26 protein-coding genes are annotated in these 23,572 nt (G+C 65.6%); 9 read left to right on the top strand and 17 right to left on the bottom strand.

What is annotated here, in order from left to right:
* Window positions 1–48: 48 nt before the first annotated feature.
* Window positions 49–834 carry a cold-shock protein gene (locus tag ACJ8FR_RS07820; RefSeq protein ID WP_407828069.1) on the bottom strand — a complete coding sequence of 262 codons (786 nt, stop codon included), beginning with the start codon at window positions 832–834 and terminating at the stop codon, window positions 49–51.
* A gap of 222 nt (window positions 835–1,056) precedes the next feature.
* Between ACJ8FR_RS07820 and ACJ8FR_RS07815 the strand changes: the two genes are divergently transcribed.
* The 5 genes from ACJ8FR_RS07815 to rpoN are packed head-to-tail and all read left to right on the top strand — an operon-like array spanning window position 1,057 to window position 5,113.
* The gene (locus tag ACJ8FR_RS07815; protein WP_407828068.1) at window positions 1,057–1,680 is read left to right on the top strand and encodes a ribonuclease D; all 624 of its coding nucleotides are present in this window, start codon (window positions 1,057–1,059) and stop codon (window positions 1,678–1,680) included.
* A gap of 12 nt (window positions 1,681–1,692) precedes the next feature.
* Window positions 1,693–2,334: an LPS export ABC transporter periplasmic protein LptC gene (gene lptC / locus ACJ8FR_RS07810; protein ID WP_407828067.1), complete on the top strand. Its 642-nt coding sequence runs from the start codon at window positions 1,693–1,695 to the stop codon at window positions 2,332–2,334.
* Between the two features lie 5 nt (window positions 2,335–2,339).
* On the top strand, window positions 2,340–2,873 hold the full coding sequence (locus ACJ8FR_RS07805; protein WP_407828066.1) for an LptA/OstA family protein: 534 nt from the start codon (window positions 2,340–2,342) through the stop codon (window positions 2,871–2,873).
* Window positions 2,870–3,643 carry an LPS export ABC transporter ATP-binding protein gene (lptB, locus tag ACJ8FR_RS07800; protein ID WP_407828065.1) on the top strand — a complete coding sequence of 258 codons (774 nt, stop codon included), beginning with the start codon at window positions 2,870–2,872 and terminating at the stop codon, window positions 3,641–3,643. The genes ACJ8FR_RS07805 and lptB overlap by 4 nt, the downstream gene beginning before the upstream one ends.
* 12 nt (window positions 3,644–3,655) lie before the next feature.
* A complete protein-coding gene (rpoN, locus tag ACJ8FR_RS07795) occupies window positions 3,656–5,113 on the top strand; it encodes an RNA polymerase factor sigma-54 (protein ID WP_407828064.1) in 1,458 nt (485 codons plus the stop codon).
* Here the strand turns inward: rpoN and ACJ8FR_RS07790 are convergent.
* From ACJ8FR_RS07790 to ACJ8FR_RS07755, 8 genes are all read right to left on the bottom strand, one after another.
* Complete coding sequence (locus tag ACJ8FR_RS07790; RefSeq protein WP_407828063.1) at window positions 5,110–5,874, bottom strand: endonuclease/exonuclease/phosphatase family protein; 765 nt, start codon at window positions 5,872–5,874, stop codon at window positions 5,110–5,112. The genes rpoN and ACJ8FR_RS07790 overlap by 4 nt on opposite strands.
* Window positions 5,875–5,907: 33 nt before the next feature.
* On the bottom strand, window positions 5,908–8,412 hold the full coding sequence (gene gyrB / locus ACJ8FR_RS07785; RefSeq protein WP_407828062.1) for a DNA topoisomerase (ATP-hydrolyzing) subunit B: 2,505 nt from the start codon (window positions 8,410–8,412) through the stop codon (window positions 5,908–5,910).
* Between the two features lie 70 nt (window positions 8,413–8,482).
* Complete coding sequence (locus ACJ8FR_RS07780) at window positions 8,483–9,862, bottom strand: DEAD/DEAH box helicase (protein WP_407828061.1); 1,380 nt, start codon at window positions 9,860–9,862, stop codon at window positions 8,483–8,485.
* Between the two features lie 204 nt (window positions 9,863–10,066).
* Complete coding sequence (recF, locus tag ACJ8FR_RS07775) at window positions 10,067–11,122, bottom strand: DNA replication/repair protein RecF (protein WP_407828060.1); 1,056 nt, start codon at window positions 11,120–11,122, stop codon at window positions 10,067–10,069.
* Window positions 11,123–11,138: 16 nt separating this feature from the next.
* On the bottom strand, window positions 11,139–11,456 hold the full coding sequence (locus tag ACJ8FR_RS07770) for an antibiotic biosynthesis monooxygenase family protein (RefSeq protein WP_407828059.1): 318 nt from the start codon (window positions 11,454–11,456) through the stop codon (window positions 11,139–11,141).
* On the bottom strand, window positions 11,456–12,559 hold the full coding sequence (dnaN, locus tag ACJ8FR_RS07765) for a DNA polymerase III subunit beta (protein WP_407828058.1): 1,104 nt from the start codon (window positions 12,557–12,559) through the stop codon (window positions 11,456–11,458). Before dnaN ends, ACJ8FR_RS07770 begins: the two co-directional genes overlap by 1 nt.
* A 126-nt stretch (window positions 12,560–12,685) precedes the next feature.
* Window positions 12,686–13,288, bottom strand: a complete 603-nt coding sequence (locus tag ACJ8FR_RS07760; protein ID WP_407828057.1) for a fasciclin domain-containing protein — start codon at window positions 13,286–13,288, stop codon at window positions 12,686–12,688.
* A gap of 82 nt (window positions 13,289–13,370) precedes the next feature.
* Complete coding sequence (locus tag ACJ8FR_RS07755) at window positions 13,371–14,303, bottom strand: hypothetical protein (protein ID WP_407828056.1); 933 nt, start codon at window positions 14,301–14,303, stop codon at window positions 13,371–13,373.
* On the opposite strand from ACJ8FR_RS07755, the gene ACJ8FR_RS07750 reads away from it, so the two are divergent.
* On the top strand, window positions 14,232–15,011 hold the full coding sequence (locus tag ACJ8FR_RS07750; RefSeq protein ID WP_407828055.1) for a hypothetical protein: 780 nt from the start codon (window positions 14,232–14,234) through the stop codon (window positions 15,009–15,011). The genes ACJ8FR_RS07755 and ACJ8FR_RS07750 overlap by 72 nt on opposite strands.
* Before the next feature lie 32 nt (window positions 15,012–15,043).
* Here the strand turns inward: ACJ8FR_RS07750 and ACJ8FR_RS07745 are convergent, their stop codons facing one another.
* Genes ACJ8FR_RS07745 through ACJ8FR_RS07730 form a run of 4 tightly spaced genes read right to left on the bottom strand, consistent with a single transcriptional unit; the run spans window position 15,044 to window position 18,720 of the window.
* The gene (locus tag ACJ8FR_RS07745) at window positions 15,044–16,303 is read right to left on the bottom strand and encodes a spinster family MFS transporter (protein WP_407828054.1); all 1,260 of its coding nucleotides are present in this window, start codon (window positions 16,301–16,303) and stop codon (window positions 15,044–15,046) included.
* Window positions 16,300–17,463 carry a class V aminotransferase gene (locus ACJ8FR_RS07740; RefSeq protein ID WP_407828053.1) on the bottom strand — a complete coding sequence of 388 codons (1,164 nt, stop codon included), beginning with the start codon at window positions 17,461–17,463 and terminating at the stop codon, window positions 16,300–16,302. Before ACJ8FR_RS07740 ends, ACJ8FR_RS07745 begins: the two co-directional genes overlap by 4 nt.
* Window positions 17,460–18,227, bottom strand: a complete 768-nt coding sequence (locus ACJ8FR_RS07735; protein ID WP_407828052.1) for a tryptophan 2,3-dioxygenase — start codon at window positions 18,225–18,227, stop codon at window positions 17,460–17,462. The genes ACJ8FR_RS07740 and ACJ8FR_RS07735 overlap by 4 nt, the downstream gene beginning before the upstream one ends.
* A 46-nt stretch (window positions 18,228–18,273) precedes the next feature.
* Window positions 18,274–18,720 (bottom strand): outer membrane protein assembly factor BamE, encoded by a 447-nt coding sequence (locus tag ACJ8FR_RS07730; protein WP_407828051.1) that lies wholly within the window; start codon window positions 18,718–18,720, stop codon window positions 18,274–18,276.
* 146 nt (window positions 18,721–18,866) lie between these two features.
* On the opposite strand from ACJ8FR_RS07730, the gene ACJ8FR_RS07725 reads away from it, so the two are divergent.
* Window positions 18,867–19,370, top strand: coding sequence for a ubiquinol-cytochrome C chaperone family protein (locus ACJ8FR_RS07725; RefSeq protein WP_407828050.1), 504 nt, complete (start codon window positions 18,867–18,869; stop codon window positions 19,368–19,370).
* Entirely contained in the window at window positions 19,367–19,888 is a 522-nt protein-coding gene (locus ACJ8FR_RS07720; RefSeq protein WP_407828049.1) for a YceD family protein, read from the top strand. Before ACJ8FR_RS07725 ends, ACJ8FR_RS07720 begins: the two co-directional genes overlap by 4 nt.
* A 37-nt stretch (window positions 19,889–19,925) precedes the next feature.
* Here ACJ8FR_RS07720 and ssb read toward each other — a convergent pair whose 3' ends face one another.
* Both ssb and ACJ8FR_RS07710 read right to left on the bottom strand, forming a co-directional pair.
* Window positions 19,926–20,411: a single-stranded DNA-binding protein gene (gene ssb / locus ACJ8FR_RS07715; RefSeq protein ID WP_407828048.1), complete on the bottom strand. Its 486-nt coding sequence runs from the start codon at window positions 20,409–20,411 to the stop codon at window positions 19,926–19,928.
* Window positions 20,412–20,479: 68 nt separating this feature from the next.
* Window positions 20,480–20,950 (bottom strand): Lrp/AsnC family transcriptional regulator, encoded by a 471-nt coding sequence (locus ACJ8FR_RS07710; protein WP_407828047.1) that lies wholly within the window; start codon window positions 20,948–20,950, stop codon window positions 20,480–20,482.
* Window positions 20,951–21,057: 107 nt separating this feature from the next.
* Here ACJ8FR_RS07710 and ACJ8FR_RS07705 point away from each other — a divergent pair, with 107 nt between their 5' ends.
* On the top strand, window positions 21,058–21,417 hold the full coding sequence (locus ACJ8FR_RS07705; protein WP_407828046.1) for a VOC family protein: 360 nt from the start codon (window positions 21,058–21,060) through the stop codon (window positions 21,415–21,417).
* Between the two features lie 2 nt (window positions 21,418–21,419).
* Here ACJ8FR_RS07705 and ACJ8FR_RS07700 read toward each other — a convergent pair whose 3' ends face one another.
* Together ACJ8FR_RS07700 and ACJ8FR_RS07695 are read right to left on the bottom strand one after the other, a co-directional pair.
* Complete coding sequence (locus tag ACJ8FR_RS07700) at window positions 21,420–23,267, bottom strand: ferrous iron transporter B (RefSeq protein WP_407828045.1); 1,848 nt, start codon at window positions 23,265–23,267, stop codon at window positions 21,420–21,422.
* Window positions 23,264–23,533, bottom strand: coding sequence for a ferrous iron transport protein A (locus ACJ8FR_RS07695; protein ID WP_407828044.1), 270 nt, complete (start codon window positions 23,531–23,533; stop codon window positions 23,264–23,266). Before ACJ8FR_RS07695 ends, ACJ8FR_RS07700 begins: the two co-directional genes overlap by 4 nt.
* Between the last annotated feature and the right edge of the window lie 39 nt (window positions 23,534–23,572).

Below are 23,572 nucleotides of genomic sequence, written 5' to 3'. Positions count from 1 at the left end.
GGCCGGAGGTTAACCTCCGGCCCTTCCGCCCCTCTCGAAAAGCGGCGCTTAACTGATTGGCTGCAGGTTCACGGCCGCGTGTTTGCCGCGCCGGTCGACCTCCAGCTCGAATTCGAGCCGGTCGCCTTCGTTGAGCGTCGGGATGCCGGCGCGCTCCACTGCCGAAATATGGACGAAAGCATCAGGCTGGCCGTCGTCGCGCTGGATGAAACCGAAGCCCTTCATCGCGTTGAAGAACTTGACCGTGCCGCTGGCCTTTTCTCCCGTCAGCTGCCGCTGAGGTCCGCCAGCGCCGCCGCTGCTGCTGCCGCCGCCGCTGCGCTCGACGGCCATCGGCTCGCCTTCGATGCGAAGGTTGGTGGCCGATACGCGCCCGCCACGATCGACCAGCGTGAACTCGAGCGGCTGGCCATCGGCAAGGTCGGTCAGGCCCGCCTGCTCGACTGCCGAGATATGGACGAATACATCCTCGCCGCCGTCATCGCGAACGATGAAGCCGAAGCCCTTCTGGGGGTTGAAGAATTTGACGATGCCTTTGCCTTCGCCAACCACTTGAGGCGGCATTCCGCCGCCACCGCCGCCGCCGCCGCGGAACCCGCCGCCGCCGCCCCCGGCGCCGCCACCGCGAAATCCGCCGCCGCCACCGGCGCCGCCGAAGCCGCCGCGATCACCGAAACCGCCGCCGCCGCCATAGCCACCACGACCGCCGCCGCCGTAGGCAGGTCGCTCCTGGAAGCCAAAATCGCCGTGTGGTTGCTCGCCGCCGAAGAAATCGTCGCGCTTGTCACGACCGCGCCCGCCGCGGTCTCCCTTACGCCCTTTGTCGAAACCCATGAACCGTCCGAAACTTGTAGCCCGCCTACCCCACAAACCAACGCGCTCGGGCCAAATGGCGCAACCGGTCATGGCGCGTAAATTCACTCACGCACACTTTGGACCTTACATGAAAAAGTGAGTCGTCTCTAGTGACTCGAATCGACCCCTTGGCGGTGGGGCTGGCAAGTCGCCGGTCAAGGGGACTAAAGCGCCTGGACAAGGTTTCGCCAAGGAGCAGGAATGGCCGTACATCTCCATGAGGAAGACCTGCCCGCGGGCGTCCGGTTCGCCGCCGGGCCGATCGCCGTCGACACCGAGGCGATGGGTTTGGTGCCCTCGCGCGACCGGCTGTGCCTGGTGCAATTGTCGGATGGCAAGGGCGACGAGCATCTCGTCCGCTTCGGCCGCGGCAGCGACTATTCAGCGCCGAACCTCAAGGCCCTGCTGGGCGATCGGGCGCGCGTCAAACTTTACCACTTTGCCCGGTTCGACCTCGGCATGATGAGCGCCTATCTCGGAGTCATGGCTGCCCCCGTCTATTGCACACGAACCGCCTCGCGGCTGGTTCGCACCTACACCGACCGCCACGGCCTCAAGGATCTGGTCAAGGAACTGCTCAACGTCGACCTGTCCAAACAGCAGCAGACCAGCGACTGGGGCGCAGGCGAGCTCAGCGAACCGCAGCGCGACTATGCGGCGAGCGACGTTCGTTATCTCCACCAGCTCAAGGAGAAGCTCGACGAACGGCTCGCGCGCGAGGACCGTACGGCACTGGCCGAGGCGTGCTTCGACTTCCTGCCCACCCGAGCCCTGCTCGATCTGGCCGGCTGGCCCGAGCAAGACATTTTCGCCCACGATGGCTGAGGTCCGGACCTGATGCCGGACGGGGCAACCACCGGCCAACGCTCGGCGAACCAGCGCTGGGCCGAGCCCGGCAGCGCGCACGACCGGCTGGTCAAATGGACCAAGATCGTGCTCCCCAGCGCGGTCGGCGTGCTCGTCGCGATCCTCGCCGTCGCACCGCTCGACAAGAAGGGAGACGTCAGCTTCATCCTCGACAAGAAGAAGGTCCAGAGTGCGCCCGAGCGAATGCGCGTCGAGCAGGCGCGCTACACCGGCACCGACGACAAGGGGCAGCAGTTCACGATGACCGCGGGCCGCGCGGTGCAACGCAGCTCGGACACGCCGCTGGTCGACATCAACGGCATGTTCGCAACGCTCAACCTGGCACAGGGACCGCTGCTGATCGCTGCGAACCAGGGCCGCTATAATCTCGATACGCAGCAAGTGGCTGTGAACGGGGCGATCAAGGTCGCCGGCGCCGACGGGTGGCGGCTCCAAACGCGCGACGTCACCGTCGATCTCAAGCAGCGCCAGCTCGCGAGCCATGGCCCCGCGCAGGGTGCAATGCGCCTCGGCCAGTTCCGCGCAAACCAGATTCACGCCGACCTCGGCACTCACACCGTCGTGCTCGACGGCGGTGCTCGCTTGAAAATCGTGCAAGGGGCGGTCAGATGAAGACTGTGCGCTTTTTTGGCATCATCCTTGCAACGATCGGGCTCGCAGGTGCCGCTGTAGCACAGGTGCGCCAGGAACAGCCGGTCTCGGCGCTCAAGGGGCACAACGGCAACGCCCCGGTCGATGTGACGGCCGACCGGATCGAGGTCCAGGATCGCGCCGACCGGGCGATTTTCGCGGGCAACGTCCACGTGACCCAGGCCGAGCTGACGCTCGAGACCCCGCGGCTGACGGTCGCTTATTCCGGCGGCGCCAGCGTCCAGATCCGGCGACTCGACGCGGCTGGCGGCGTGGTGGTGAAGAGCCCGTCGGAGACGGCGCGCGGCGACTTCGGCATTTATGATCTCGACCGCAAGCTGATCACGCTGATCGGCAACGTCGAGCTCAACCGCCAGAACGATCGCGTCAGCGGCGCGCGGCTGGTCATCGACCTCGATTCCGGCCGGGCGGTGGTCGACGGCGGACCTCCCGGCGTGAACCAGAGCGGGGGGCGTGTCACCGGCCACTTCACGGTGCCGCAACGCCAGCAATCCAAGTGAACGAAGCCGCGACTTTCGCGCGTCCGCCGGCATCGGCCCGGCAGACTCACGATGGCCTCGAAGTGCGCTCCATCGCCAAGTCCTACGACAAACGGGCGGTTCTCCACGATGTCAGCCTCGATGTGCACCGCGGCGAAGTCGTCGGCTTGTTGGGGCCCAACGGGGCCGGGAAGACCACCTGCTTCTATTCGGTCATGGGCCTGGTGAAGCCGGACAGCGGCCGCATCTATCTCGACGGCGACGACATCACCGGGCTGCCGATGTACCGTCGCGCGATCCTCGGCCTCGGCTATCTGCCGCAGGAAACCTCGATCTTCCGCGGGATGACTGTCCAAGAGAACATTCTCGCGGTGCTCGAGGCTTCCGAGCCCGACAAAGCGGTGCGTTTCGCGCGGCTCGAGCGGCTGCTCGGCGAATTCGGGTTGACCGCGCTCCGCGACTCCCCGGCGATGGCCTTGTCCGGCGGCGAGCGGCGGCGGTGCGAGATCGCTCGGGCGCTCGCGGCCAATCCGTCGATCATGCTGCTCGATGAGCCGTTTGCCGGGATCGACCCGATCTCGATCGCCGATATCCGTGAGCTGGTGATCGAACTGAAGAGCCGCGACATCGGCGTGCTGATCACCGATCACAATGTCCGCGAGACGCTCGACATCGTCGACCGCGCCTGCATCATCTATGACGGGCAGGTCCTGTTTGCTGGTACTCCCGAAGCGTTGGTCGCCGACCAGGAGGTCCGGCGCCTCTACCTCGGCGAGAGCTTCGCGCTGTAACGAGGCAGCGCGATGGGCCTGGGCCCCTCCCTAAGCATCCGCCAAAGCCAGTCGCTGGTCCTCACCCCCCAGCTGCGCCAGGCGATCCAGCTCCTGCAGCTGAGCAACCTCGAGCTCGACGCATTCCTTGCCGAAGAGCTGTCGAAGAACCCCCTGCTCGAGGCGCGATCGGACGAAGGCGGCGACGACGGGGCCGCCGGCGAATTCGTCGATGACGAAGCCGATGGGGAAGAGGCGCCGGAAGAGCCGGGAGCCGACAACCTGATCATGGGCCAGGCCGACGATGACCGGCCGCTCGATGTCGACCGGGAATCGGAAGCTCTCGAAACCGACGGCTTCGCGGACGTCGTGACTTCGGGCGGTGGGGAGGAGGGCTTCGATTTCGAGCGCGTGCAATATGCCGCTGCCTCGCTCGCCGAGCATCTGACCGATCAGCTGCACGGGGCATCGGGCGACGCGGGCAATCTTGCGCGCATTATCGCGGAGAGCCTCGACGAGACCGGTTATTTGACCGTCCCCCTCGACCAGATCGCCGAGCAGACCGGCACGCCGCTGTCGCTGGTGGAGAGCGGGCTCGAGCTCGTCCAGGGTCTCGACCCGCCCGGCGTCGGCGCGCGCTCGCTTGCCGAATGCCTCGCGCTCCAGGCCAAGGCAGCGGATCGCTACGACCCGGCGATGGCGCGGCTGATCGACAACCTCGACCTCCTGTCGAAGGGGCGAATCGCGGACCTCAAGCGGATCTGCGGAGTCGACGACGAGGATCTCGCCGACATGATCCGGGAGCTTCGCGCCTACGACCCCAAGCCCGGCTGCCGCTTCACGCAAACGGCGGCGCAGGACGTTGCGCCCGATGTCTTCGTGCGCCGGACCCGCGCCGGTTTCGCGGTCGAGCTCAACCAGGCGACGCTGCCGCGCCTGCTGGTCAACCGCCGTTACTACCAGGAGCTCAAGGCCGGTCCGCAGGACAAGGCGTCGCGTGCCTGGCTCAGCGAATGCCTGCAGAACGCCAACTGGCTGGTCAAAGCGTTCGACCAGCGGGCACGGACGATCGTCAAGACCGTCAGCGAGATCGTCAAGCGCCAGCAGGCCTTCTTTGAGCGCGGCGTGTCGGCGATGAAGCCGATGACGCTGCGCGAAGTCGCCGAGGCGATCGGTATGCATGAGTCGACCGTCAGTCGCGTCACGTCCAATAAATATCTGCTGTGCGACCGCGGACTTTACGAGCTCAAATATTTCTTCGGGTCCGGCGTCGCATCCTCCGACGGCGAGGGCGGCGCCGCCGAAGCGGTCAAGGCGGCGATCAAGGAGCTGGTCGCGGCCGAGACAGAGATCCTGAGTGATGATGCGATTGCGGCGCTGCTCAAGCAGCGAGGCTTCGAAGCCGCCCGCCGCACCGTCGTCAAATATCGCGAATCGATGGGGATCGGCTCGTCAATCCAACGCAGGCGATTGCGGAAGATCGCGGGCTAGGCGCTGACCCGGGCCCAGATCGGCAGATGATCAGACGCCCGCCGCGCGGCTGCGCTCATGTGGACGCCCGCCGCTTCGATCGTCAGGTCCTTGTGGACGATGATCCGGTCGAGCTGCGCGACCGGATGGCGCGCATGGAAGCTGGGTCCCGTCGGCGCCAGGTGGAACTCCGGCTGCAAATCGTTCAGGCAACCCGCGACCGTCCGCCACTCGTTGGTGTCGCCCATTAGCACGGTCGGCATTTTCTGCGGCCGGCGGTCGATCGCCTCGAGGATCGCGCGCAACTGCCGCTTGCGCCACAGGCCGGAGAGGTCGAGGTGCATGCCCACGACACGCAGCGGTTTGTCGCCGATCAATAGTTCGGCCATCACCGCGCCGCGCGGTTCGAGCGCCGGCAGCGCGAGCGCGGCGCAATCGATCACGCCGACGTGGCGCTTCACCAGGATCGCGTTGCCGTGCCAGCCGATGTTGCGCGTGTTGACCTTGAGCAATCGATCGGTGTGCCGGCGCGCCTTGTCGAAGACCCGTCGATGGCGAACCCCGAAATGCACCGGGTTGTATAGTCCGTGGCTGTCGATCAGCTCGTGCGGAACGGTTGATCCTCGCCCTCCAACGCGCTTGTCAGCCTCCTGCAGGGCGACGACGTCGGCGTCGATTTCCTGCAGTACCTTGAGCACGCGGTGCGGGTCGCGCTTGCCGTCGAGCCCAACCGCTTTGTGCATGTTGTAGCTGGCGAGGGTGATGCAGGGACCGGTGGTCACGGCTTGCCAATAGCCGTTCCCGCTGAATGGTTCCTAGACGTCGAGATTGGCGACGCTCAGCGCATTGTCCTGGATGAACTCGCGCCGCGGTTCGACGACGTCGCCCATCAGGCGCGTGAAGATTTCGTCCGCGACGTCGGCCTGCGCGACCTCGACCCGGAGGAGCGAGCGGTTGGTCGGGTCGAGCGTCGTCTCCCACAATTGCTCCGCGTTCATTTCGCCGAGGCCCTTGTAGCGTTGGATCGAGAGGCCCTTGCGGCCGGCGGCGAGCACCGCGTCGAGCAGCTCGGACGGGCGGGTGACCGGAACCGGCTTGCCCTTGGTATCGGCTTCGGCGGGCTGGTCGTCATCGTCCAGGCCTTCGATCGGTTCGGGCTTCTGCTCCTCGGCGACCGCGCCCTTCTTCAACGTGCGCAGGGTCGACGGCTTGGCGTAGGCGGCGGATTGCTCCTTTGCGAGCGCGTCGAGCTTGCGGGCCTCGGCCGAGACCAGGAAGCTCGGTTCGATGACGTGCGCGTCGGTCACCCCGCGCCACACGCGCTTCAACAGATAGCCGCCTTCGGCCGAAACTTCGCCTGACCATTCCGCTTCAAGGTCGCCGGCGCCGAGCCAGGCCGCGACCTTCGCGACCGCCTTGGCTTTGCCGTCCTTGTCGAGGTTGGGCTTCAACGCGCCGCCCAGGGCCAGCGCCTCGATCAGGGCAGGATCATATTTGCGTGGCGCGTAGCGCATCAAAGTCCGCATGCGCCGGGCATGATCGACCAGAGTCTTCAGGTCCTTGCCGGTACGCTGGCCTTCGGGCGCGTCGAGGATGAGGCCCTCAAGGCCGGCCACCTCGAGATAATCGTCGAGCGCGGCATCGTCCTTGAGGTACACCTCGGACCGTCCGCGGCTGACCTTGTAGAGCGGTGGCTGGGCGATGAAGAGGTGTCCGTTTTCGATCAGCTGCGGCATCTGGCGATAGAAGAATGTGAGCAGCAACGTTCGGATGTGCGCGCCGTCGACGTCGGCGTCGGTCATGATCACGATCTTGTGATAGCGCAGCTTCTCGAGGTTGAATTCCTCGTGGCCGATCGACGTGCCCAAGGCCTGGATCAGAGTCCCGATTTCCTTCGAGCCGAGCATACGGTCGAAGCGCGCGCGCTCGACATTGAGGATTTTGCCCTTGAGCGGAAGGATCGCCTGGTTGTGCCGGTTGCGCCCTTGCTTGGCCGAGCCGCCGGCGCTGTCGCCCTCGACCAGGAACAGCTCCGACAAAGCGGGGTCGCGCTCCTGGCAGTCGGCGAGCTTGCCGGGCAGTGAGGCGATCCCCATCACCGATTTGCGGCTCGCCTCGCGCGCCTTCCGCGCGGCTTCGCGCGCCGCAGCGGCATCGATCACCTTCTGGATGATCGACCGCGCATCGCCCGGATGCTCCTCGAGCCATTCGCTCATCTTGTCGCCCATCAGGCTTTCGAGCGGCTGGCGCACTTCGGAGCTGACGAGCTTGTCCTTGGTCTGGCTGCTGAACTTGGGGTCAGCGAGCTTGACCGACACGATCGCGGTTAGGCCTTCGCGCATATCCTCGCCGGTCAGTGTGACTTTTTCCCTTTTCAGAACTCCCGAACGCTCCGCATAATTATTGAGCGTGCGGGTCAGCGCGCCGCGGAACGCCGCGAGGTGGGTGCCGCCGTCGCGCTGCGGGATGTTATTGGTGAACGGCAGGACGTTCTCGTAATAGCTGTCGTTCCACTCGAGCGCGACGTCGATGCCGATCCCGTCACGGACCGCCGAGATGGCGATCGGCTCCGGGAACAGGCCGGTCTTCGCGCGGTCGAGATATTTGACGAAAGCGGCAATTCCGCCCTCATAATAGAGTTCGTGCTCGACGCGTTCCTCGTGCCGCGCGTCGGCGAGGATCAGGCGGACGCCGGAGTTCAGGAACGCGAGCTCGCGAAAGCGATGCTCGAGCTGCTCGAAGTCGAACTCGGTGATCTTGAACGTCTCGGAGCTCGGCAGGAAGGTGACGCGTGTCCCCTTCTTGCCTTCGGGCGCGGGGCCAACGAGCTTGAGCGGCGCCTCGGCATCGCCGTGGCGGAAGCGCATGAAATGCTCCTCGCCGTCGCGCCAGATGGTGAGGTCGAGCCACTCGCTGAGTGCGTTGACCACGCTGACGCCGACACCGTGGAGGCCGCCCGAAACCTTGTACGCATTGTCGTCGCTGGTGTTCTCGAATTTCCCGCCGGCATGGAGCTGGGTCATGATGACCTCGGCCGCCGACACGCCCTCGCCCTCGTGAATTCCGGTGGGAATGCCGCGGCCATTGTCCTCGACCGTGACCGATCCATCGGGGTTCAGCTGAATGAGAATCCGGTCGCAGTGCCCCGCGAGGGCTTCGTCGATGGCATTGTCCGAGACCTCGAACACCATGTGGTGCAGGCCCGAGCCGTCATCGGTGTCGCCGATGTACATTCCGGGCCGCTTGCGCACCGCATCGAGGCCCTTGAGGACCTTGATGCTGTCGGCGCCATATTCGTTCTGATTGGGGTCGGTTGCCATAGTCCAGATATAGGGATTTACGGCCGGAAGTCACGCGCGTGCGCGTGTACGCGCACGCGTGAGACGATCCCTAGCCGTAAGCGCGGCGGGGTCCCCCGCCCGGGCGCCGGCGGCCGTGGAACTTGCGCTTGGGCTGGCCGCCTTCCGGGCGATGCGCGGGATGACCGTCGCTCCGCTGCGGATGGCGCTGCTGCGCGCCGTTGCGGTTCTCGCGCTGCTGACCCTCGCTGCGCCGGTGCGCCTTGGTCGAGACGCGATGCGCCGGTTGCGGTCTTACCGCGACCGCCGGCTTCAAGCGCTTGAGCGCTTCGGCCGAGGCGGCGAAATCCGCCGGCAAAGGTGCAACCGGGATGCGCTGCCGGGTCGTCCGTTCGATGTCGCGCAAATTGCCGCGCTCGTCCGGGCTGCAGAATGCGATGGCAATGCCGTCCGCTCCCGCTCGCGCGGTGCGGCCGATGCGGTGGACATATTGTTCCGGGACATCGGGCAGGTCGAAATTGACCACGTGGCTGACGCCCGGGATGTCGATCCCGCGCGCGGCGATATCGGTCGCGACGAGCACCGCCATGCCGCCCGACTTGAACGCCGCGATCGCGCGTTCGCGCTGCGGCTGCGACTTATTGCCGTGGATGGCGTTGGCGGCGATCCCGGCGGCTTCGAGCTGGCGCACGATCTTGTCCGCGCCGTGCTTGGTGCGGCTGAACACCAACGTGCGCTCCATCGGGTGCGTCCGCAGGAAGATGGTCAGAAGCGCGGTCTTTTCCGTCTGGTTGACCATGGTGACGCTCTGCTCGATCCGCTCGACGGTCGTCGCCGAGGGCGCCACCGACACTTCGGCCGGATTGGTCAGATATTTATCGGCCAGTTCCTTGATCGCCTTCGGCATGGTCGCCGAGAAGAACAAAGTCTGGCGCTTTTGAGGGACCAAGGCGACGATTCGCTTGAGCGCATGGATGAAGCCGAGGTCGAGCATCTGGTCGGCCTCGTCGAGCACCAGGATCTCGAGCTCGCGAAGGCTGAGCGCGCGCTGATCGATGAGGTCGAGCAGGCGGCCCGGCGTCGCCACGAGGACGTCGAGGCCGCGCGCGACGGTGCGGAGGCTCTTGTGGTTGGGCACGCCGCCGAAGATGACGCCGACCGACAGCCGCATGAACTTGCCATAGGATTCGGCGCTGGCGGCGATCTGCGAGGCTAGTTCGCGCGTCGGCGCTAGCACCAGCATCCGGATCTGGCCGGGCTTCGGAATTTGCCGGGCAGCAGCGAGGCGGTCGAGCGAGGGCAGCATGAAAGCCGCGGTCTTGCCGGTGCCGGTCTGGGCGATGCCGAGCAGGTCGCGGCCGGTGAGGACCGTGGGGATGGCCTGGAGCTGGATGGGGGTCGCCTGCGAATAATTTTTCGCGGCGAGCGCATCGAGCAGGGGCTTGGAAAGCCCCAGGGACATGAATGACATTGATTTATTCCAATATTTTGCGCGCGGCCGGCGCATGATTGCGCAGCCGCGAGCGGGGTCGAAAAAGCGCCCCGCGTGAATAGGAGAGCAACAAAACCGAGGCGCGGGCCGCCCCCGACTTGATCGGGAGAGTTCACGCCGCTTAAAAAAGCGCCTCGTGCTGCGGTGCAACATAGGGGTAAGGGTTTAAGAAGTCCACCCTCGTTACGCCGGCGATATTTTTCCGGGCTCGACGTGGAAGCGCGACGCGGCGCCGATGCCGTCGAACAACGCCGCTTCGGTCGCGGTCATCCACACCTGACCGCGGCCGTCGAGACGACCGAACAAAGCGGCGCGGCGCCGGGGATCGAGATGCGCAGTGACTTCATCGAGCAGGATCAGCGGAGGCTCGCCGCGACGCCGCGCGACCAGCTCGGCATGGGCAAGGATCAAACCGATCAGCAGCGCCTTTTGCTCGCCCGTCGAGGATTGCGCGGCAAGCCGCTCGCCGGCGCCGTAATAAATGATCGCGTCCTCGTTGTTCGGGCCGTGCGTGCTCCGCTTCGCTGCGGCGTCGGCCTTCCGGTTGGCCCTCAGCGTTCCGCGAATCCCGCCCGACGTGACGTTCGCCAGCTCGATGCGCGATCCCGGAAAATCCTCGCCTGCGAATTCCCAGATCACGGGGCTCAGCTGCTCGATCGTCCTTAGCCGAGCGCTCGATACGGCGACGCCATGTTCGGCCATCTGCTCTTCGAGCGCGTCGAGCCAAGTCTCGTCCCAACCGTCCTCCGCGAGCAGCTTGTTGCGCGCGCGCATCGCCGCTTCGTAGCGCGCGGCGTGGTGGGCGTGGGCCGGCTCGAGCGCGAGCACAAGCCGATCGAGGAAGCGCCGCCGCTCGCCCGCGCTGCCGGTGAACAGGCGGTCCATGGCCGGAGTCAGCCAAACCACCGACAGCCATTCGCCAAGGCGGTTCACGGATGCCGCGGCGCCGTTGATGCGCACCTGGCGCCGCTCGGGCGCGCTTGGCTGAGTGCCCGTGCCGATATCGATCTCGCCGAGCTTCGCCGCCACTGCCCAGGCGCCGCTTCCACCTTGGCGCGCCATCTCGGACAACGGAACACCGCGCAGGCCGCGGCCCGGCGTCAACATCGACACCGCCTCGAGCAGGTTGGTCTTGCCCGCGCCATTGTCGCCGCTCAGCAGCACGAAGCCAGACCCCGGCTCGATCGTTGCCGAGGCGTAGGAGCGGAAGTCGGTTAGGGTCAGGCGGCTGACGGGCACGCAATGCGTCTAGCCGCTACTGCTCTCGCCGGTCGATGACTTCGTAATGGGCGGCGCGATCGTCGAAGCTGTTGAGCACCGCGCGAGCCTCCAGGGGTACATGGCTGACTGAATAATCCTCGCCCATGAACGCCTTGATCGCATCGAGATCGTCGAACCACATCAAGGTCTGGAACTCGATCTCGCCATCGAGATCTCGTCTCATCAAGTCGATGTGACGGAAGCCCGGGATTTTCCGCGCCTCGATGCCGGGGATTACTTCGCCCCGGACGATCCGCTCATAGGCGTCGGCATTGTCCGGCGTGGTCCAGCCGCGCCACAGGCGGCAGATCATCAGACCCGCATCGGCATCAGCACATAGAGCGCGTTGGCCTTGTCATTCTCGCGCAGGAGCGTCGGCGCGGCGGCGTCGGCGAGGTGGACCTCGACCGTGTCGCCGTCGATCTCGCCGAGGATGTCGAGCAAATAGCGGGCATTGAACCCGATCTCGAGCCCATCCGAGCCATAGTCGGCCGGCACTTCCTCGGTCGCGACACCGTTCTCCGGAGAGACGACGGACAAGGTGACCTTGTCCCGGTCGACGCTCATCTTCACCGCGCGGGTCTTTTCCGAGGCGATGGTCGAGACGCGATCGACGCCGGCCGAAAAGCTCTTCGGGTCGAGCTTCAGCAGCTTGTCGTTACCCGTCGGGATGACGCGGTTGTAATCGGGGAAGGTACCGTCGATCAGCTTGCTGGTGAGGATCGCCGTCCCCAACCCGAAGCGGATCTTGGTCGGCGACAGGGAGATTTCGACCGTGCCCTCGAGCTCCTCGAGCAGCCGGTAGAGCTCGGTCACGGCTTTGCGCGGCACGATCACGTCGGGCATGCCGTCGGCGCCATCGGGCCGCGGCACGGTCACGCGCGCCAGGCGGTGGCCATCGGTGGCAGCGGCACGCAGTTGGTCCTCGACCACGTGGAGGAAGATTCCCATCAGATAATAACGCGTCTCCTCGCTCGAGATGGCGAAGCGCGTCTTCTCGATGACCTGCCGGAGCGTCGCCGCCGGCAATTCGAAACGGGTCGGAAGATCGCCCTCGGCAATCACGGGGAAGTCGTCGCGCGGGAGAGTTGACAGGTTGAAGCGCGAGCGCCCGGCGACGACCTGCATCTTGCCCTCGGCAGCGGTCAGCTCGACCTGGCTGCCCTCGGGAAGCTTGCGGACGATGTCGAAAAAGGTGTGCGCCGAGACGGTGATCGCCCCCGCCTGCGTAACGTTGGCGGGGACGCTTTCGTCGACCTGCAGGTCGAGGTCGGTGGCCATTAGCCGGATCGAGCCGTCCTCGCGCGCTTCGATGAGGACGTTGGACAGGATCGGGATCGTGTTCCGGCGCTCCACGACCGACTGGACGTGGCCGAGGCTCTTCAAGAGTGTCGCCCGCTCAATCGTCGCTTTCATGTCGCTCACGCCCCATCAGCTGCCACTCTTCGCGGCACTATAGCGAGCGGATTGATGCGCGGAAGCGGAATGATGCGCGAAGCTTATGTGGGGTCCACAAGCGTGCGCGAACCCAAGATGTAGCGGCTATTTGCCGGCCTTCTGCCCGACTGCCGGCCGCAACGCCGCCTGCGCTGGCATGAGCATGGCGTCGACGTGATGGACGACGCCGTTGGTGAACAGTTCGTCGGCCTTGGTGACCGTCGCCTTGTGCCCTGCCGCGTCGGTGAGGACGGTGTTGCCGCCTTCCTTGGTCGCCGTCAGCGTTCCGCCGCCCATGGTCGCAAGCACGCCCTTGCCTTTGTTCTTGTCGATCAGCTTGTCGATGTCGGCCGCGAGCACCGTGCCCGGCAGGATGAGGTTGGTCAGCACGCCGGTCAACTGCGCCCGATTTTGGGGGGTTGGATCGAATGTGCCCGCCGGTGCCGCGCTGAACGCCGCGTCGTCGGGAACGAACACAGTATAAGGACCAGGGCCGGCGAGGGTCTGATCGAGACCCGCAGCCTTGGCTGCCACCATAAAGCGGCTGTTCGGCGCGAGACCGGCCGAGATCGTCTTGGCGCCCGCGGCTTTCTGCGCCTTGGACGTTTGAGCATTGGGCGCGGCACCGTTGCCGTCTTGCTTGTTGCACCCGCCAAGGGTGAGCATAGCCACGCCGGCGATTCCGAGCGCGAGCATGCGGGTTGTCATGCTTCTTCTCCCGTCTTTGTTCTTGGTGCGAAATGGCCCGGCGAGGCTTGGGTTCCGCGCCGGGCCATTTGTCATGCCGAGTTTAGGTCAGCAGCGACGCGACGATCGCCGTGACGACCTGCGTCACCGGGTCGACCTGGTAGATGTAGCCGTTGTTGTACCGGTACCAGGCGTTCGAGGTGTCATAGTAGGTCGCCCGATAATCGTAGGGCACGTTGTACGCGTCGTAGCCGAGCGGAAGCTGCTGGCCGATCGTGAACCCCGGCGACATCAGCGCCGCCACCGAGGTGATCAGGCTGCTGCGCTGGTCATATTGATAGATCGCGCCCGGCGAATACCAATAGCCGTAGTTCGGCGTGTCGTAGTAGACGCTGCGGTACTGCATCGGCACATTGTAGTAATTATAGGCCGTCGGCAGGATCTGACCGACGCCGTAGCCGCCGGCATACATCGGGATGACGTCCTCGACATAGCCCGTCGCACAGTCGACCTCGTAGATCACGCCGTTGGCATAGCGATTACAGGTATCCCCGTAGTCGGGGTAGAACGAGTTCAGCCCGTAATAATTGGGCACGTAGCTCGCCATGTACGGCTGGGGCAGATACTGGCCCGGCAGATATCCGCCAGCCAGCAGCGGGATCAGCGCATCGATCAGGCTGGTGCCGCGGTCGACCTGGTACAAATAGCCGTCGCCATATTGGTAATAATAATTGGGCGTATCCGGATAGAGGTACTGGATCTGCGCCGGCAGGGCGCTCAGGCCGACGAAGTTGGTGACCTGCGCCACCGGAACGCCGACGAAGCGCTCGACCTGGTTGTACGGCACGACCTGCACGTCATTGGCGTAGGTCAGTGCCTGGTACGGCGTCCGATTATAGTCCTGCGCAAACTGCCGGTCCGCAAATTTCGCCTGCTTGCCATTGAAGCGCCCGCCGAGCTGCTGTTGCTGGGCAAATGCCTGCTGCTGCTGGATCTGCTGGCCGCGGGTGCCCTGGAACTGCTGGCGCTCGGCCATCCGGGACTGCTGACGTTCGAACCCGCGCGATTGCTGACGCGCCTGCTGGCGCTCGAACCCGCGCGATTGCTGACGCGCCTGCTGACGCTCGAACCCGCGCGACTGCTGACGCGCCTGCTGGCGCTCGAAGCCACGCGATTGCTGACGCGCCTGCTGGCGCTCGAACCCGCGCGACTGTTGGCGCGCCTGTTGGCGCTCGACGCGCATTTGCGGCGCGGCGAAGCCGCCGCCGTGACCGTGACCGCCGCCACCGCCGCCGCCGCCGGCATACATTGGCGTATAGCCTCCGCCTCCGCCGCCGCCTCCGCCGCCGTGGCCGCGTCCGCCGCCACCCATGAACATCGGGGCTTGGCCGCCGCCGCCATGTCCGTGGCCACCGCCGCCGCCGCCGCCAACGAAGTCCGGAGCGGCACCGCCGCCACCACCGCCACCGCCGCCGTGGCCGTGACCGCCGCCGCCACCACCGCCGCCGGGAGCCGCTTGGGGAGCGCCGCCACCATTGCCGCCACCATTGCCGTGCGGATTACCGCCGCCGCCACCACCGCCGGGCTTTGCTGCAGCCGCGCTCGCGATCGCCAAGGCGGCGACGCCCGCGGCGAGAAACAGCTTGGACATGAGAATCTCCTTTCGAACGGTGAAAACGGCCCGTTCGCTGCACCGTTCCATCGCCTGAACGGATGGAACTTGCACCCTAGCGCATTCGCCTGAACCTGAAATGTCTTTGCTGTTCAGGTAGTTAGCTATGCGGCAACGTCGTCGACCCAACTTCGCCTCAAGCGCGAGACACAGAGCAGCATGAGCAGCGCCGCCAGGACATAGAAAGATGTGCAGGCGACAGCGGCATAGCGAAGCGCCTCGACCCCGTAACTGTGCTTTAGCGCGTCGGACAATCCGCCGATGAGAAACGGTCCGATTCCCAGCCCAACCAGATTGTTGATGAGCAGGAAGCTCGCGGAGGCCGTGGCTCGCATCGGTCGCGGGACGAGATGCTGGACCGCGGTGATCACGGGCCCGAGCCACAGGATGTTGAGGGCGTTGGGGATCAGCAACAGCGGCCAGGCGAGCCACAGGCTGGGTGCCATCAGCCCGGCGGCGAAAGTCGGCGCGGTGATCAGCCACGCGATTGCGGGGAGCTTCGCGTACCAGCCGCGATCCAACGCGCCCAGGCGGTCTGCGAGCCAGCCACCGGCGAGGACTCCGGTACATCCGCCGAGGAACACGACCGATCCCATGAACTGCCCGCGCTCGATCAGGCCGAGATGGAAGCTTCGCTCGAGCACCGAGGGTGTCCACACCGCGAGACCGTAACCGCACAAGGAACTCGAGGAGGCTGCGAAGGCCATCAGCCAGAAAACCGGCTTGCGTGCGAGCATCGGGAACACCTGGCCAATCGGGGGGGCGCTGGGCAGATGTGGACGCCGAACGTCGCGCACGACGATGAGCATGACCGGGGCGAGCAGGATTCCGGCAATGCCCATGGTGTAAAAGGCCGCGCGCCAGCTGATGGCGTGCGCGATATAGGCCCCGAGCACGGTGCCGAGCGACAGTCCGATCGGTACACCGAGCGAGAAGATTGCCAGCGCTCGGGCGCGGCGGCGCGGCTCGAAATAATCGGCGATCAGTGCGTAGGAGGGGGCGACACCGCCCGCTTCGCCGATGCCGACGCCCATGCGGAAGACGAACAACTGCCAGAAGGAACCGGCAATGCCGCACAGTCCGGTGAAGGCGCTCCAGAACGCCACCGCGGCGGCAATCACGCGGCTGCGGCTCGTGCGGTCCGCGAGATAGGCGAAAGGGATGCCGAGGACCGAGTAGAGGATCGCGAATGGCGGCCCGCTCAATGCCCCGAACTGCCTGTCGGTGAGGTGCAGGTCGGCGATGATCGAGCCCGCGAGGATGCCGAGGATTTGCCGGTCGAGATAATTGAAGACGTACGCGATGAGCAGGAGGGCGAGGACGAGCGCGGCGCTCGTCCTGCGCAGATCCGCGGTGCCAGTCATTTGATTTCCCCCAGCAGGCGGACAAGGCCGTCGACGTCGCCTTCGTCCTGGTAGATGCCGAACCCGAGCCTCAGCACGTCGCCGCGCACATCGGTGATGCAATTCCTCGCCTTGAGCGTGGCATACCAGCGCTGCGCATTGGGGCTGCGGAAGGCGAGAAAGCGCGCGTGCGGCCCGCCGTCGAGCGGGTTCAGCAGCTCCGCATCGGCGAGCGCGGTGCCGGCGACGCTTCCGAGCAAACGCTCTTGAAGGCCTGCCGTATGGGCGGAAATGCCTTCCGTCGTGAGAGCGTTTTCCGCGAGCATCCGCCGCACCGCGGTGAAGCGGTAGAGAGCGCTGGGATCGAAGGTCGCGCCGAGGTAGCGGCTCGCGTCCTTGGCATAGCCGACGCTGCCGGGCGGTAGGGTCAAATCTTCGAACTCGGCGAACCAGCCGGTGATCCGCGGGCGCGGACCGAAGCCGGCCGGGGCGTGCATGAAGGCGCAGCCCTCACCCGACATCGCATATTTGTAGCCGCCGCCGAGATAGAAGGCACTGTCCCCGACGGCGCCGGCGAACGGGCGGTCGAGCGCCATGAAAGCGTGATAGCCGTCGACTACGACCCACGGGCCGTCGGGCCGTCCCAAAGCGGCAAGCTCGTCCACGCGGCCGAAAATCCGCCCGCTGCCGAACAGCAATTGGCTCACGAAAATGAAGTCGTGGTCGCCGGATTGTGCAGCGGCGAGGAAGCGCTCGGCGAAGCTATCGAACGGTTCGGCGGCGATTCGGTCGACTGCAACCCAAGCTTCTTCCGCCCAGCGCGCGAATTGGCGGCGCGCGCTGTGGAATTCGCCATCGCTGGTGAGAATCCGGAGTGGGCCGAAGCCGCGCCGCGGCGCGGCGGTGATCAGGCTGACCAGAAAATCATGCGTGTTCGGCGCGAAGACGATCGCATCCGGCTGTCCCGTGCCGAGCTCGGCGGCGACCTCGGCCTGGGCGGCGGGCCAGACCTCGTCCATCACCTTGTCCCACTTGCGGTCGGCGAGCCGGGCGGCGTCGTTCCACGCCTCGACGTGTCCCTCGAAACTCGCATCGGGCCACAGGTGATGGCTGTGCGCGGCGAAGTGCAGGCGTTCGGGATCGGCGCCAAGGCTCCGGCTGAACAGGCCTTTGAAACTCAAAGATCGGTCCTCAGCGCCCAGAGCTCGGGAAACACGCGCTTCTCCAGCGTCGAGCGGAGGTAGGCCGCACCCGCCGAGCCGCCCGTCCCGCGCTTGTTGCCGATGATCCGCTCGACCGTCAGCACATGCTTGTGGCGCCACATGGCGAGCGCATCGTCGAGGTCGACCAGCTTCTCGGCGAGCTGGTAGAGCTCGAACCAGCGGTCCGCGTCGCGATAAACCTCGAGCCACGCAGCGGCGAGCGCTTCGGTCGACGCGTCCCCCACTTCAAAGCCCGCGCGCTGGAGCGCGGCTATCGACGCCTCACGCAAGCTGGTGCTGTCGAGCGCCGCCTGGAGACGCGCCCGATCGGCGCTGCCTTCTGGGCAGTGCTGCAGATAGGCCGGGTCCTTCAAGCCGAGGCGATATTCGATCTCACGGAACTGCACCGACTGGAAACCCGACGAGGTGCCGAGAACGTCACGGAAGGCCAGATAGTCGACCGGGGTGAGCGTCGAAAGAACGTCCCACGACAGCGTCATCACCGACTGGATTCGGCTGACCCGCGCCAGCGCCTTATACGCAGGCGCGAAGCTGTCCTTCTCGACCAGCGCAATCGCAAGCTCCAGCTCGTGGAGCATCTGCTTCATCCACAGCTCCTTGGTCTGGTGGATGATGATGAACAGCATTTCGTCGTGAAGGCCCGACAGCGGCTGCTGCGCCGACAGCAGCTGATCGAGCTTCAGATAATCGGCATAGGTGATGCCGGCGGGCGTCGCGGTCATGGCGACGGCTTAAGCGAAACGGCAGCTGCGCGGAAGCGCGGGGCGACTACTGCCCGCTACCGCCGCCCTGGCCCGGCAGGCCGGGCGCACCGACGCTGCCGATATTGCCGAACAGCTCCTCGAAGAAGCTGCGCTTGCGGCCGAGAACCGGGGTTTGCCTGCCGCTCGGCTTGACGTTCATCACCAGTTCCTTGCCGGTGCGCTGGACCGCGGCGACGTTGCCCTTCTGATCGAAGCGGACCATCAACACCGTCTGCTTCGTGACATGCGGGTTGCGGAACGCCACCTGGTTCACGTCGCGCGAGACATAATACCATTCGTTGGGCGTGAATTGACCGGTAAAGCTCGGCCGGCCGAGCAGCTTCTCAACCGAATCCTTATTGTCGACGCCGGGCTGGACGCCGGCGACCAGCTGGCTGTCGAGCACCACGCCTTTATGCTGGTGGATTTGCGCGCAGCCCGCGAGGAGCAGCGCCGCCGCTGTCGTGCTCAAAACCCCAAACTTCATCTCGTCAGAACCTTCAATGGGCGCCGCCGCGCCGGTGATTGCAGCCTTGCCAGCGGGCTGTAGCGCCTCAATATGCGGGTGGCGAGAAGCGACGCAACTCTTCGCTTGGCCTTAGTCGAAGCCGAAGGATTATGCTGGGTTTCCTGTTCCGGGGATTAACCGCGCAGCCGGCGAGGGGCGAGGCGCCGTTCGGCGCCGTCACCGACGAAGCCCGGCGCCGCTCGTGGTACGTCGAGGGAGCCGTGCCCGACACGCTCGACGGGCGCTTTGCGGTGCTGGCGACGATCGCCGCTTTGGTGCTCGTCCGGCTTGAGCGCGAGGGTGAGGCCGGTCATGCGGCGTCGGTGGCCCTCACCGAACGATTTATCGAAGTCATGGAAAGCGAGCATCGCGAGCTCGGCCTTGGCGATCCGACGTTGGGTAAGACCATCCGCAAGCTGGTCGGGATGCTGGCGAGGCGAACCGATCTATGGCGCGACGCGAATGATGAGTGGACCCAAGCGACTCGCGACAGCCTGTACAGGGGGGACATCGCCGAAGCGCCGCTGCAGTACAGCACCGGTGCACTCCGCGAGCTCGCGCGGCGCCTCGAGGCGACTCCGCTCGCCGACCTCGAACAAGGGAAGATCGCATGACAGACCGTTTCGCGCACCATTTGCGGCTCGACCAGGTCCGCGACGGCGAGCGGCTCGACCTCGTCGCCGATGAGACGGAGCGGCGCGACGTCGCCAAGCGGCTCGGCCTCGCGTCGCTCGAACGGCTCGAAGCGCACGTCTGCATCGCGCGCACCGGGGAGGTGATACGAGCCGAGGGACGGCTGACCGCCGCGCTCGACCAGGCCTGTGTGGTCACCGGTGATCCGGTCGCCGCGCACGTCGACGAGCCCTTCTCGCTGCTGTTCATGCCCGATCCGCCGGGCGGCGCGACCGAGGACGAGATCGAGCTTGGCGAGGCGGACTGCGATACCGTTTTCTACGACGGCGCCGCGATCGACCTCGGCACCGCGATCGCGGACACGCTCGCGCTCAGCCTCGACCCCTATCCACGCAGCGCGGGTGCCGAGGCGAGCCTCAAGGAAGCGGGCGTGCTGACCGAAGAGCAGGCGGGCCCGTTCGCGGTCCTGGCGAAGCTCAGGAAGAATGACGAAACCTAGAAAGGATGCTCCCGCCTAGACGAGTGCCCCGCACCCGTCAGAAAGGGACATCGTCGTCGAGATCGGTATCGAAGGCCGCCGGCTGCGGGCGCGACTGGGACTTCACCGGGGCGCCACCCCCGGAATCGTCCCCGCCGAAGTCTTCATTGAAAGCGCCGCGGCCGCCGCCGCCGCCGTCACGGCTGTCGAGCAGCTGAAGCTCGCCGCGGAACTTCTGGAGCACGACCTCGGTCGTGTAGCGGTCGTTCCCCGACTGGTCGGTCCATTTGCGGGTCTGGATCTGGCCTTCGACGTACACCTTCGACCCCTTGCGCAAATAGCTCTTGGCGACGCGGCCCAAATTCTCGTTGAAGATCACGACATTGTGCCACTCGGTCCGCTCCTGGCGGTTGCCGTCGCGGTCCTTCCACTGCTCGGACGTGGCGATGCGCATGTTGACCACTTCGCCGCCGTTGTTGAGCGAGCGCGCCTCGGGGTCCGCGCCGAGGTTGCCGACCAGGATCACCTTGTTCACGCCCGCCATATCGCCACGCTTTCCGCTTGTTGCTGGGCCAACCGCTAAACCTGGCGAAACATCCCTGCAAGCGGCTGTCAGTCGACCGGCACAAAAAGGCCGTGCTTGATCACAGTCATGGTCACGTTGGTCGTAAAACGACGCACGTTCGGATTGTCGATCATCATCCTGGTCATGAACTCGTCGAAGGCGCCGATGTCGGGCGCGCTCACCACCAGCACATAATCGGCACTGCCGGTGACGTAATAGGCCTGCTGGACCCACGATTCCCTGCGCAGCCAGCGGCGAAGCGGCTCGACCAGCTCCGGGCGTTCCCGTTCGACCTCGATGCCGACCACAAGGAGAGCGCGACTACCGGCCGTCAGGGGGTCAACGATGGCAATTGTCCGCTCAATCACTTTCGCATTGTGCAGGCGCTGCAGCCGGCGGCTCGCCGCCGACGGGGACAGACCGATGCGCTCGGCGAGCTCATCGTTCGTCCTCGAGGCATCGAGCTGGAGCTCTTCGAGGAGCAGCTTGTCGATCCGATCCAGACTGCGAGATACCACCGTGATTTCCCCAAGGGCGCAAGCTTTATGCACATATATCCCATATTTCGCAGTAAATATGCAACAGCGCCGTCTACAGTAAAGCTCATGCCAAAGGTAGAACCCACATGATCGACCATCTCGAACTGCAAACACGCAAAATGCAGGAATCCGTCCGCTTCTATGCCGACGTGCTCGGCCCGCTCGGCTACAGTCTGAAGGTTGACGGTGCGTCGAAGGGATTCGGCTCTGACGGCTCGCTCGATCTTTTCCTTGTCGATGGCGCGCCCTCGGCCCACGTCCATTTCGCATTCGCCGCCTCAAGCCGGCAAACCGTAGACGAGGCCTGGGAGGCGGCCAGAGCGGCTGATCACAAGACCGATCGGCCGCCCGCCTTAGCGCCGAATGTGCATCCTAATTATTATGCTGGATACCTGCGCGATCCCGATGGCCGGCTTGTCGAACTGGTGTGCCAGTTGCCGGAGTGACATCAAACGCCCAGCGCGACGGCGGTCCAGTAAGTTAGGCCGGCGAAGGCGTAGGCGAGGACAAACAGATAGCCGACCATGAACAGCGGCCACTTCCAGCCATTGGTCTCCCGGCGCGTGACGGCGATGGTCGAGATGCACTGCGGGGCGAAGACGAACCAGGCGAGGAAAGCCAGCGCAGTGGCCAGGCTCCAGCGGTGCTGGAGCTTGTCCTGGAGCGTGGTTGCACCTGCCTTCCCGTCCGGCGAATCGATCGAATAGACCGTCGCGATCGCGCTCACCGCGACCTCGCGCGCGGCCATCGCGGGGAGCAAGGCCATGCTGATGTCGTGGTTGAAGCCGATCGGCTTGACGACGGTTTCGATGCCCTTGCCGATCTTGCCCGCGATCGACACGTCGCTCTGCTTCTGGCCGGGGCCGGCCTGCGGAACGCTGGCCAGCGCCCACAGGATGATCGTGGTGCCGAGGATGATCGTTCCCGCGCGCTTGAGGAAGATCTGGGCCCGGGTGAGGATGCCGATTCCCAGGTCCTTCAACGGCGGCCATTGATATTTGGGCAGCTCCATCATGAAGCCGCTTCCGCGGCCCTTGAGCACGCCGCGGCGGAGGACGAGGGCGGCCAGCAAAGCCCCGAAAATGCCGGTGAGATACAGGCCAAGCATTACGACGCCCTGCAGGCCGACGCCCCAGGCCAGCCGGGTGTTGGGGATGAACGCCGCGATGATCAGCGTGTAGACCGGAAGGCGGGCCGAGCAGGTCATGAGCGGCGCGACGAGAATCGTCGTCAGCCGGTCCTTGGGGTCGTCGATCGTCCTCGTCGCCATGATCCCCGGCACGGCGCAGGCGAAGCTCGATAGCAGCGGGATGAACGCCCGGCCCGACAGGCCAACGCCGTGCATCAGCCGGTCCATCAGGAAGGCGGCGCGGACCATATAGCCGGTGCCTTCGAGCAGAAGGATGAAGAAGAACAGGATCAGGATCTGCGGCAGGAAGGTGATGACCGCGCCGACCCCGGCAATCGCGCCGTCCACGATCAGCGAGCGGAGCAGCCCCGCCGGAAGCGCGCCGGTGACCACGTTGGATAGCCAGGCGACGCCGTCCTCGAGCCACGACTTGGGAGTCTCGCTCCACGCGAATACCGCCTGGAACATGACGAACATGATCACCGCCAGGATGATCGGTCCAAGCACCGGGTGGAGCAGCACGGCATCGAGGCGGTGAGTCCAGCGGCGCACCGGCGTTTCGCTGATGACGGCGGCGCTCGCGATCTCGCGCGCACGCCGCTGGAGGTGGATGAGGTCGCTCTTCACATGCTGGTGCACGCCGCAGAACGGCGCCGAGAGCATGTCGTCGAGCGCGGCCTGCAGCTCGGCGATCCCGCGGCGGCGCACCGCGATCGTCTCGATCACCGGCACGCCAAGCTGGCGCTCGAGGATCTTGGGATCGAGCTCGAGCCCGTCGCGCCTGGCGAGGTCGATCATGTTGAGCGCGACAATGGTGGGCAGGCCGAGCTCGATCAGCTGGAGGCAGAAGCGCAGGTGGTTGTCGAGGTTGGAGGCATCGAGCACGATCACCAGGGCGTCGGGCTGGCGCTCGCCTTTCTGCTTGCCGAGGAGCACGTCGCGGGTCACCGCTTCGTCGGGGCTAGCCGGGTCGAGACTGTAGGAGCCCGGCAGGTCGACCATCTCGACCGGGCGACCGTCGGCCAGCGTCACGCGTCCCGAATGGCGCTCGACCGTCACTCCGGGATAGTTGGCGACCTTCTGGCGCGCGCCGGTCAAGGCGTTGAACAATGCGCTTTTGCCGGCATTCGGATTGCCGGCCACCGCAACGAGCGGAAGCGGGTTCACCTTTTGAGCGGAGTTACGCCGATCGCGCCCGCATGCTTGCGCCGGATCGCAACCGTCATGCGCCCGACGCGGATGGCAATCGGGTCGCGGCCGAATGGGCCGAGGTGCAGCGGCTCGACGGTCACGCCCTCATCGAAGCCGAATTGGCGCAGGCGGCAAGCCTCGCCCTCGTCGAGCGATGCCCAGTCGACCGAGGCCACGCGCCCGACCGTGCCCAGTGGCAGGCGGTCGAGGCTGATCGCATCAGGAACGAAGGGCGTATTCATTATTGCGACTGATTATCATTTACGAATTAGAATTTCCAC

It is taken from the genome of Sphingomonas sp., assembly GCF_045810705.1.
GTDB lineage: Bacteria > Pseudomonadota > Alphaproteobacteria > Sphingomonadales > Sphingomonadaceae > Sphingomicrobium.
The sequence above is the reverse complement of the archived record's forward strand: the minus strand, read 5'-3'. Positions and strand labels throughout refer to the sequence as shown.

Coding starts and splice junctions, on each gene's coding strand:
- ACJ8FR_RS07725 (WP_407828050.1), top strand. CDS start 18,867: ATGCTGGGTTTCCTGTTCCGGGGATTAACCGCGCAGCCGGCGAGGGGC.
- ACJ8FR_RS07820 (WP_407828069.1), bottom strand. CDS start 834: ATGGGTTTCGACAAAGGGCGTAAGGGAGACCGCGGCGGGCGCGGTCGT.
- ACJ8FR_RS07815 (WP_407828068.1), top strand. CDS start 1,057: ATGGCCGTACATCTCCATGAGGAAGACCTGCCCGCGGGCGTCCGGTTC.
- ACJ8FR_RS07720 (WP_407828049.1), top strand. CDS start 19,367: ATGACAGACCGTTTCGCGCACCATTTGCGGCTCGACCAGGTCCGCGAC.
- ACJ8FR_RS07760 (WP_407828057.1), bottom strand. CDS start 13,288: ATGACAACCCGCATGCTCGCGCTCGGAATCGCCGGCGTGGCTATGCTC.
- ACJ8FR_RS07770 (WP_407828059.1), bottom strand. CDS start 11,456: ATGATCTGCCGCCTGTGGCGCGGCTGGACCACGCCGGACAATGCCGAC.
- ACJ8FR_RS07735 (WP_407828052.1), bottom strand. CDS start 18,227: ATGACCGCGACGCCCGCCGGCATCACCTATGCCGATTATCTGAAGCTC.
- ACJ8FR_RS07780 (WP_407828061.1), bottom strand. CDS start 9,862: ATGTCATTCATGTCCCTGGGGCTTTCCAAGCCCCTGCTCGATGCGCTC.
- ACJ8FR_RS07695 (WP_407828044.1), bottom strand. CDS start 23,533: ATGAATACGCCCTTCGTTCCTGATGCGATCAGCCTCGACCGCCTGCCA.
- dnaN (WP_407828058.1), bottom strand. CDS start 12,559: ATGAAAGCGACGATTGAGCGGGCGACACTCTTGAAGAGCCTCGGCCAC.
- ACJ8FR_RS07745 (WP_407828054.1), bottom strand. CDS start 16,303: ATGACTGGCACCGCGGATCTGCGCAGGACGAGCGCCGCGCTCGTCCTC.
- ACJ8FR_RS07755 (WP_407828056.1), bottom strand. CDS start 14,303: ATGGCCGAGCGCCAGCAGTTCCAGGGCACCCGCGGCCAGCAGATCCAG.
- ACJ8FR_RS07705 (WP_407828046.1), top strand. CDS start 21,058: ATGATCGACCATCTCGAACTGCAAACACGCAAAATGCAGGAATCCGTC.
- lptC (WP_407828067.1), top strand. CDS start 1,693: ATGCCGGACGGGGCAACCACCGGCCAACGCTCGGCGAACCAGCGCTGG.
- rpoN (WP_407828064.1), top strand. CDS start 3,656: ATGGGCCTGGGCCCCTCCCTAAGCATCCGCCAAAGCCAGTCGCTGGTC.
- gyrB (WP_407828062.1), bottom strand. CDS start 8,412: ATGGCAACCGACCCCAATCAGAACGAATATGGCGCCGACAGCATCAAG.
- ssb (WP_407828048.1), bottom strand. CDS start 20,411: ATGGCGGGCGTGAACAAGGTGATCCTGGTCGGCAACCTCGGCGCGGAC.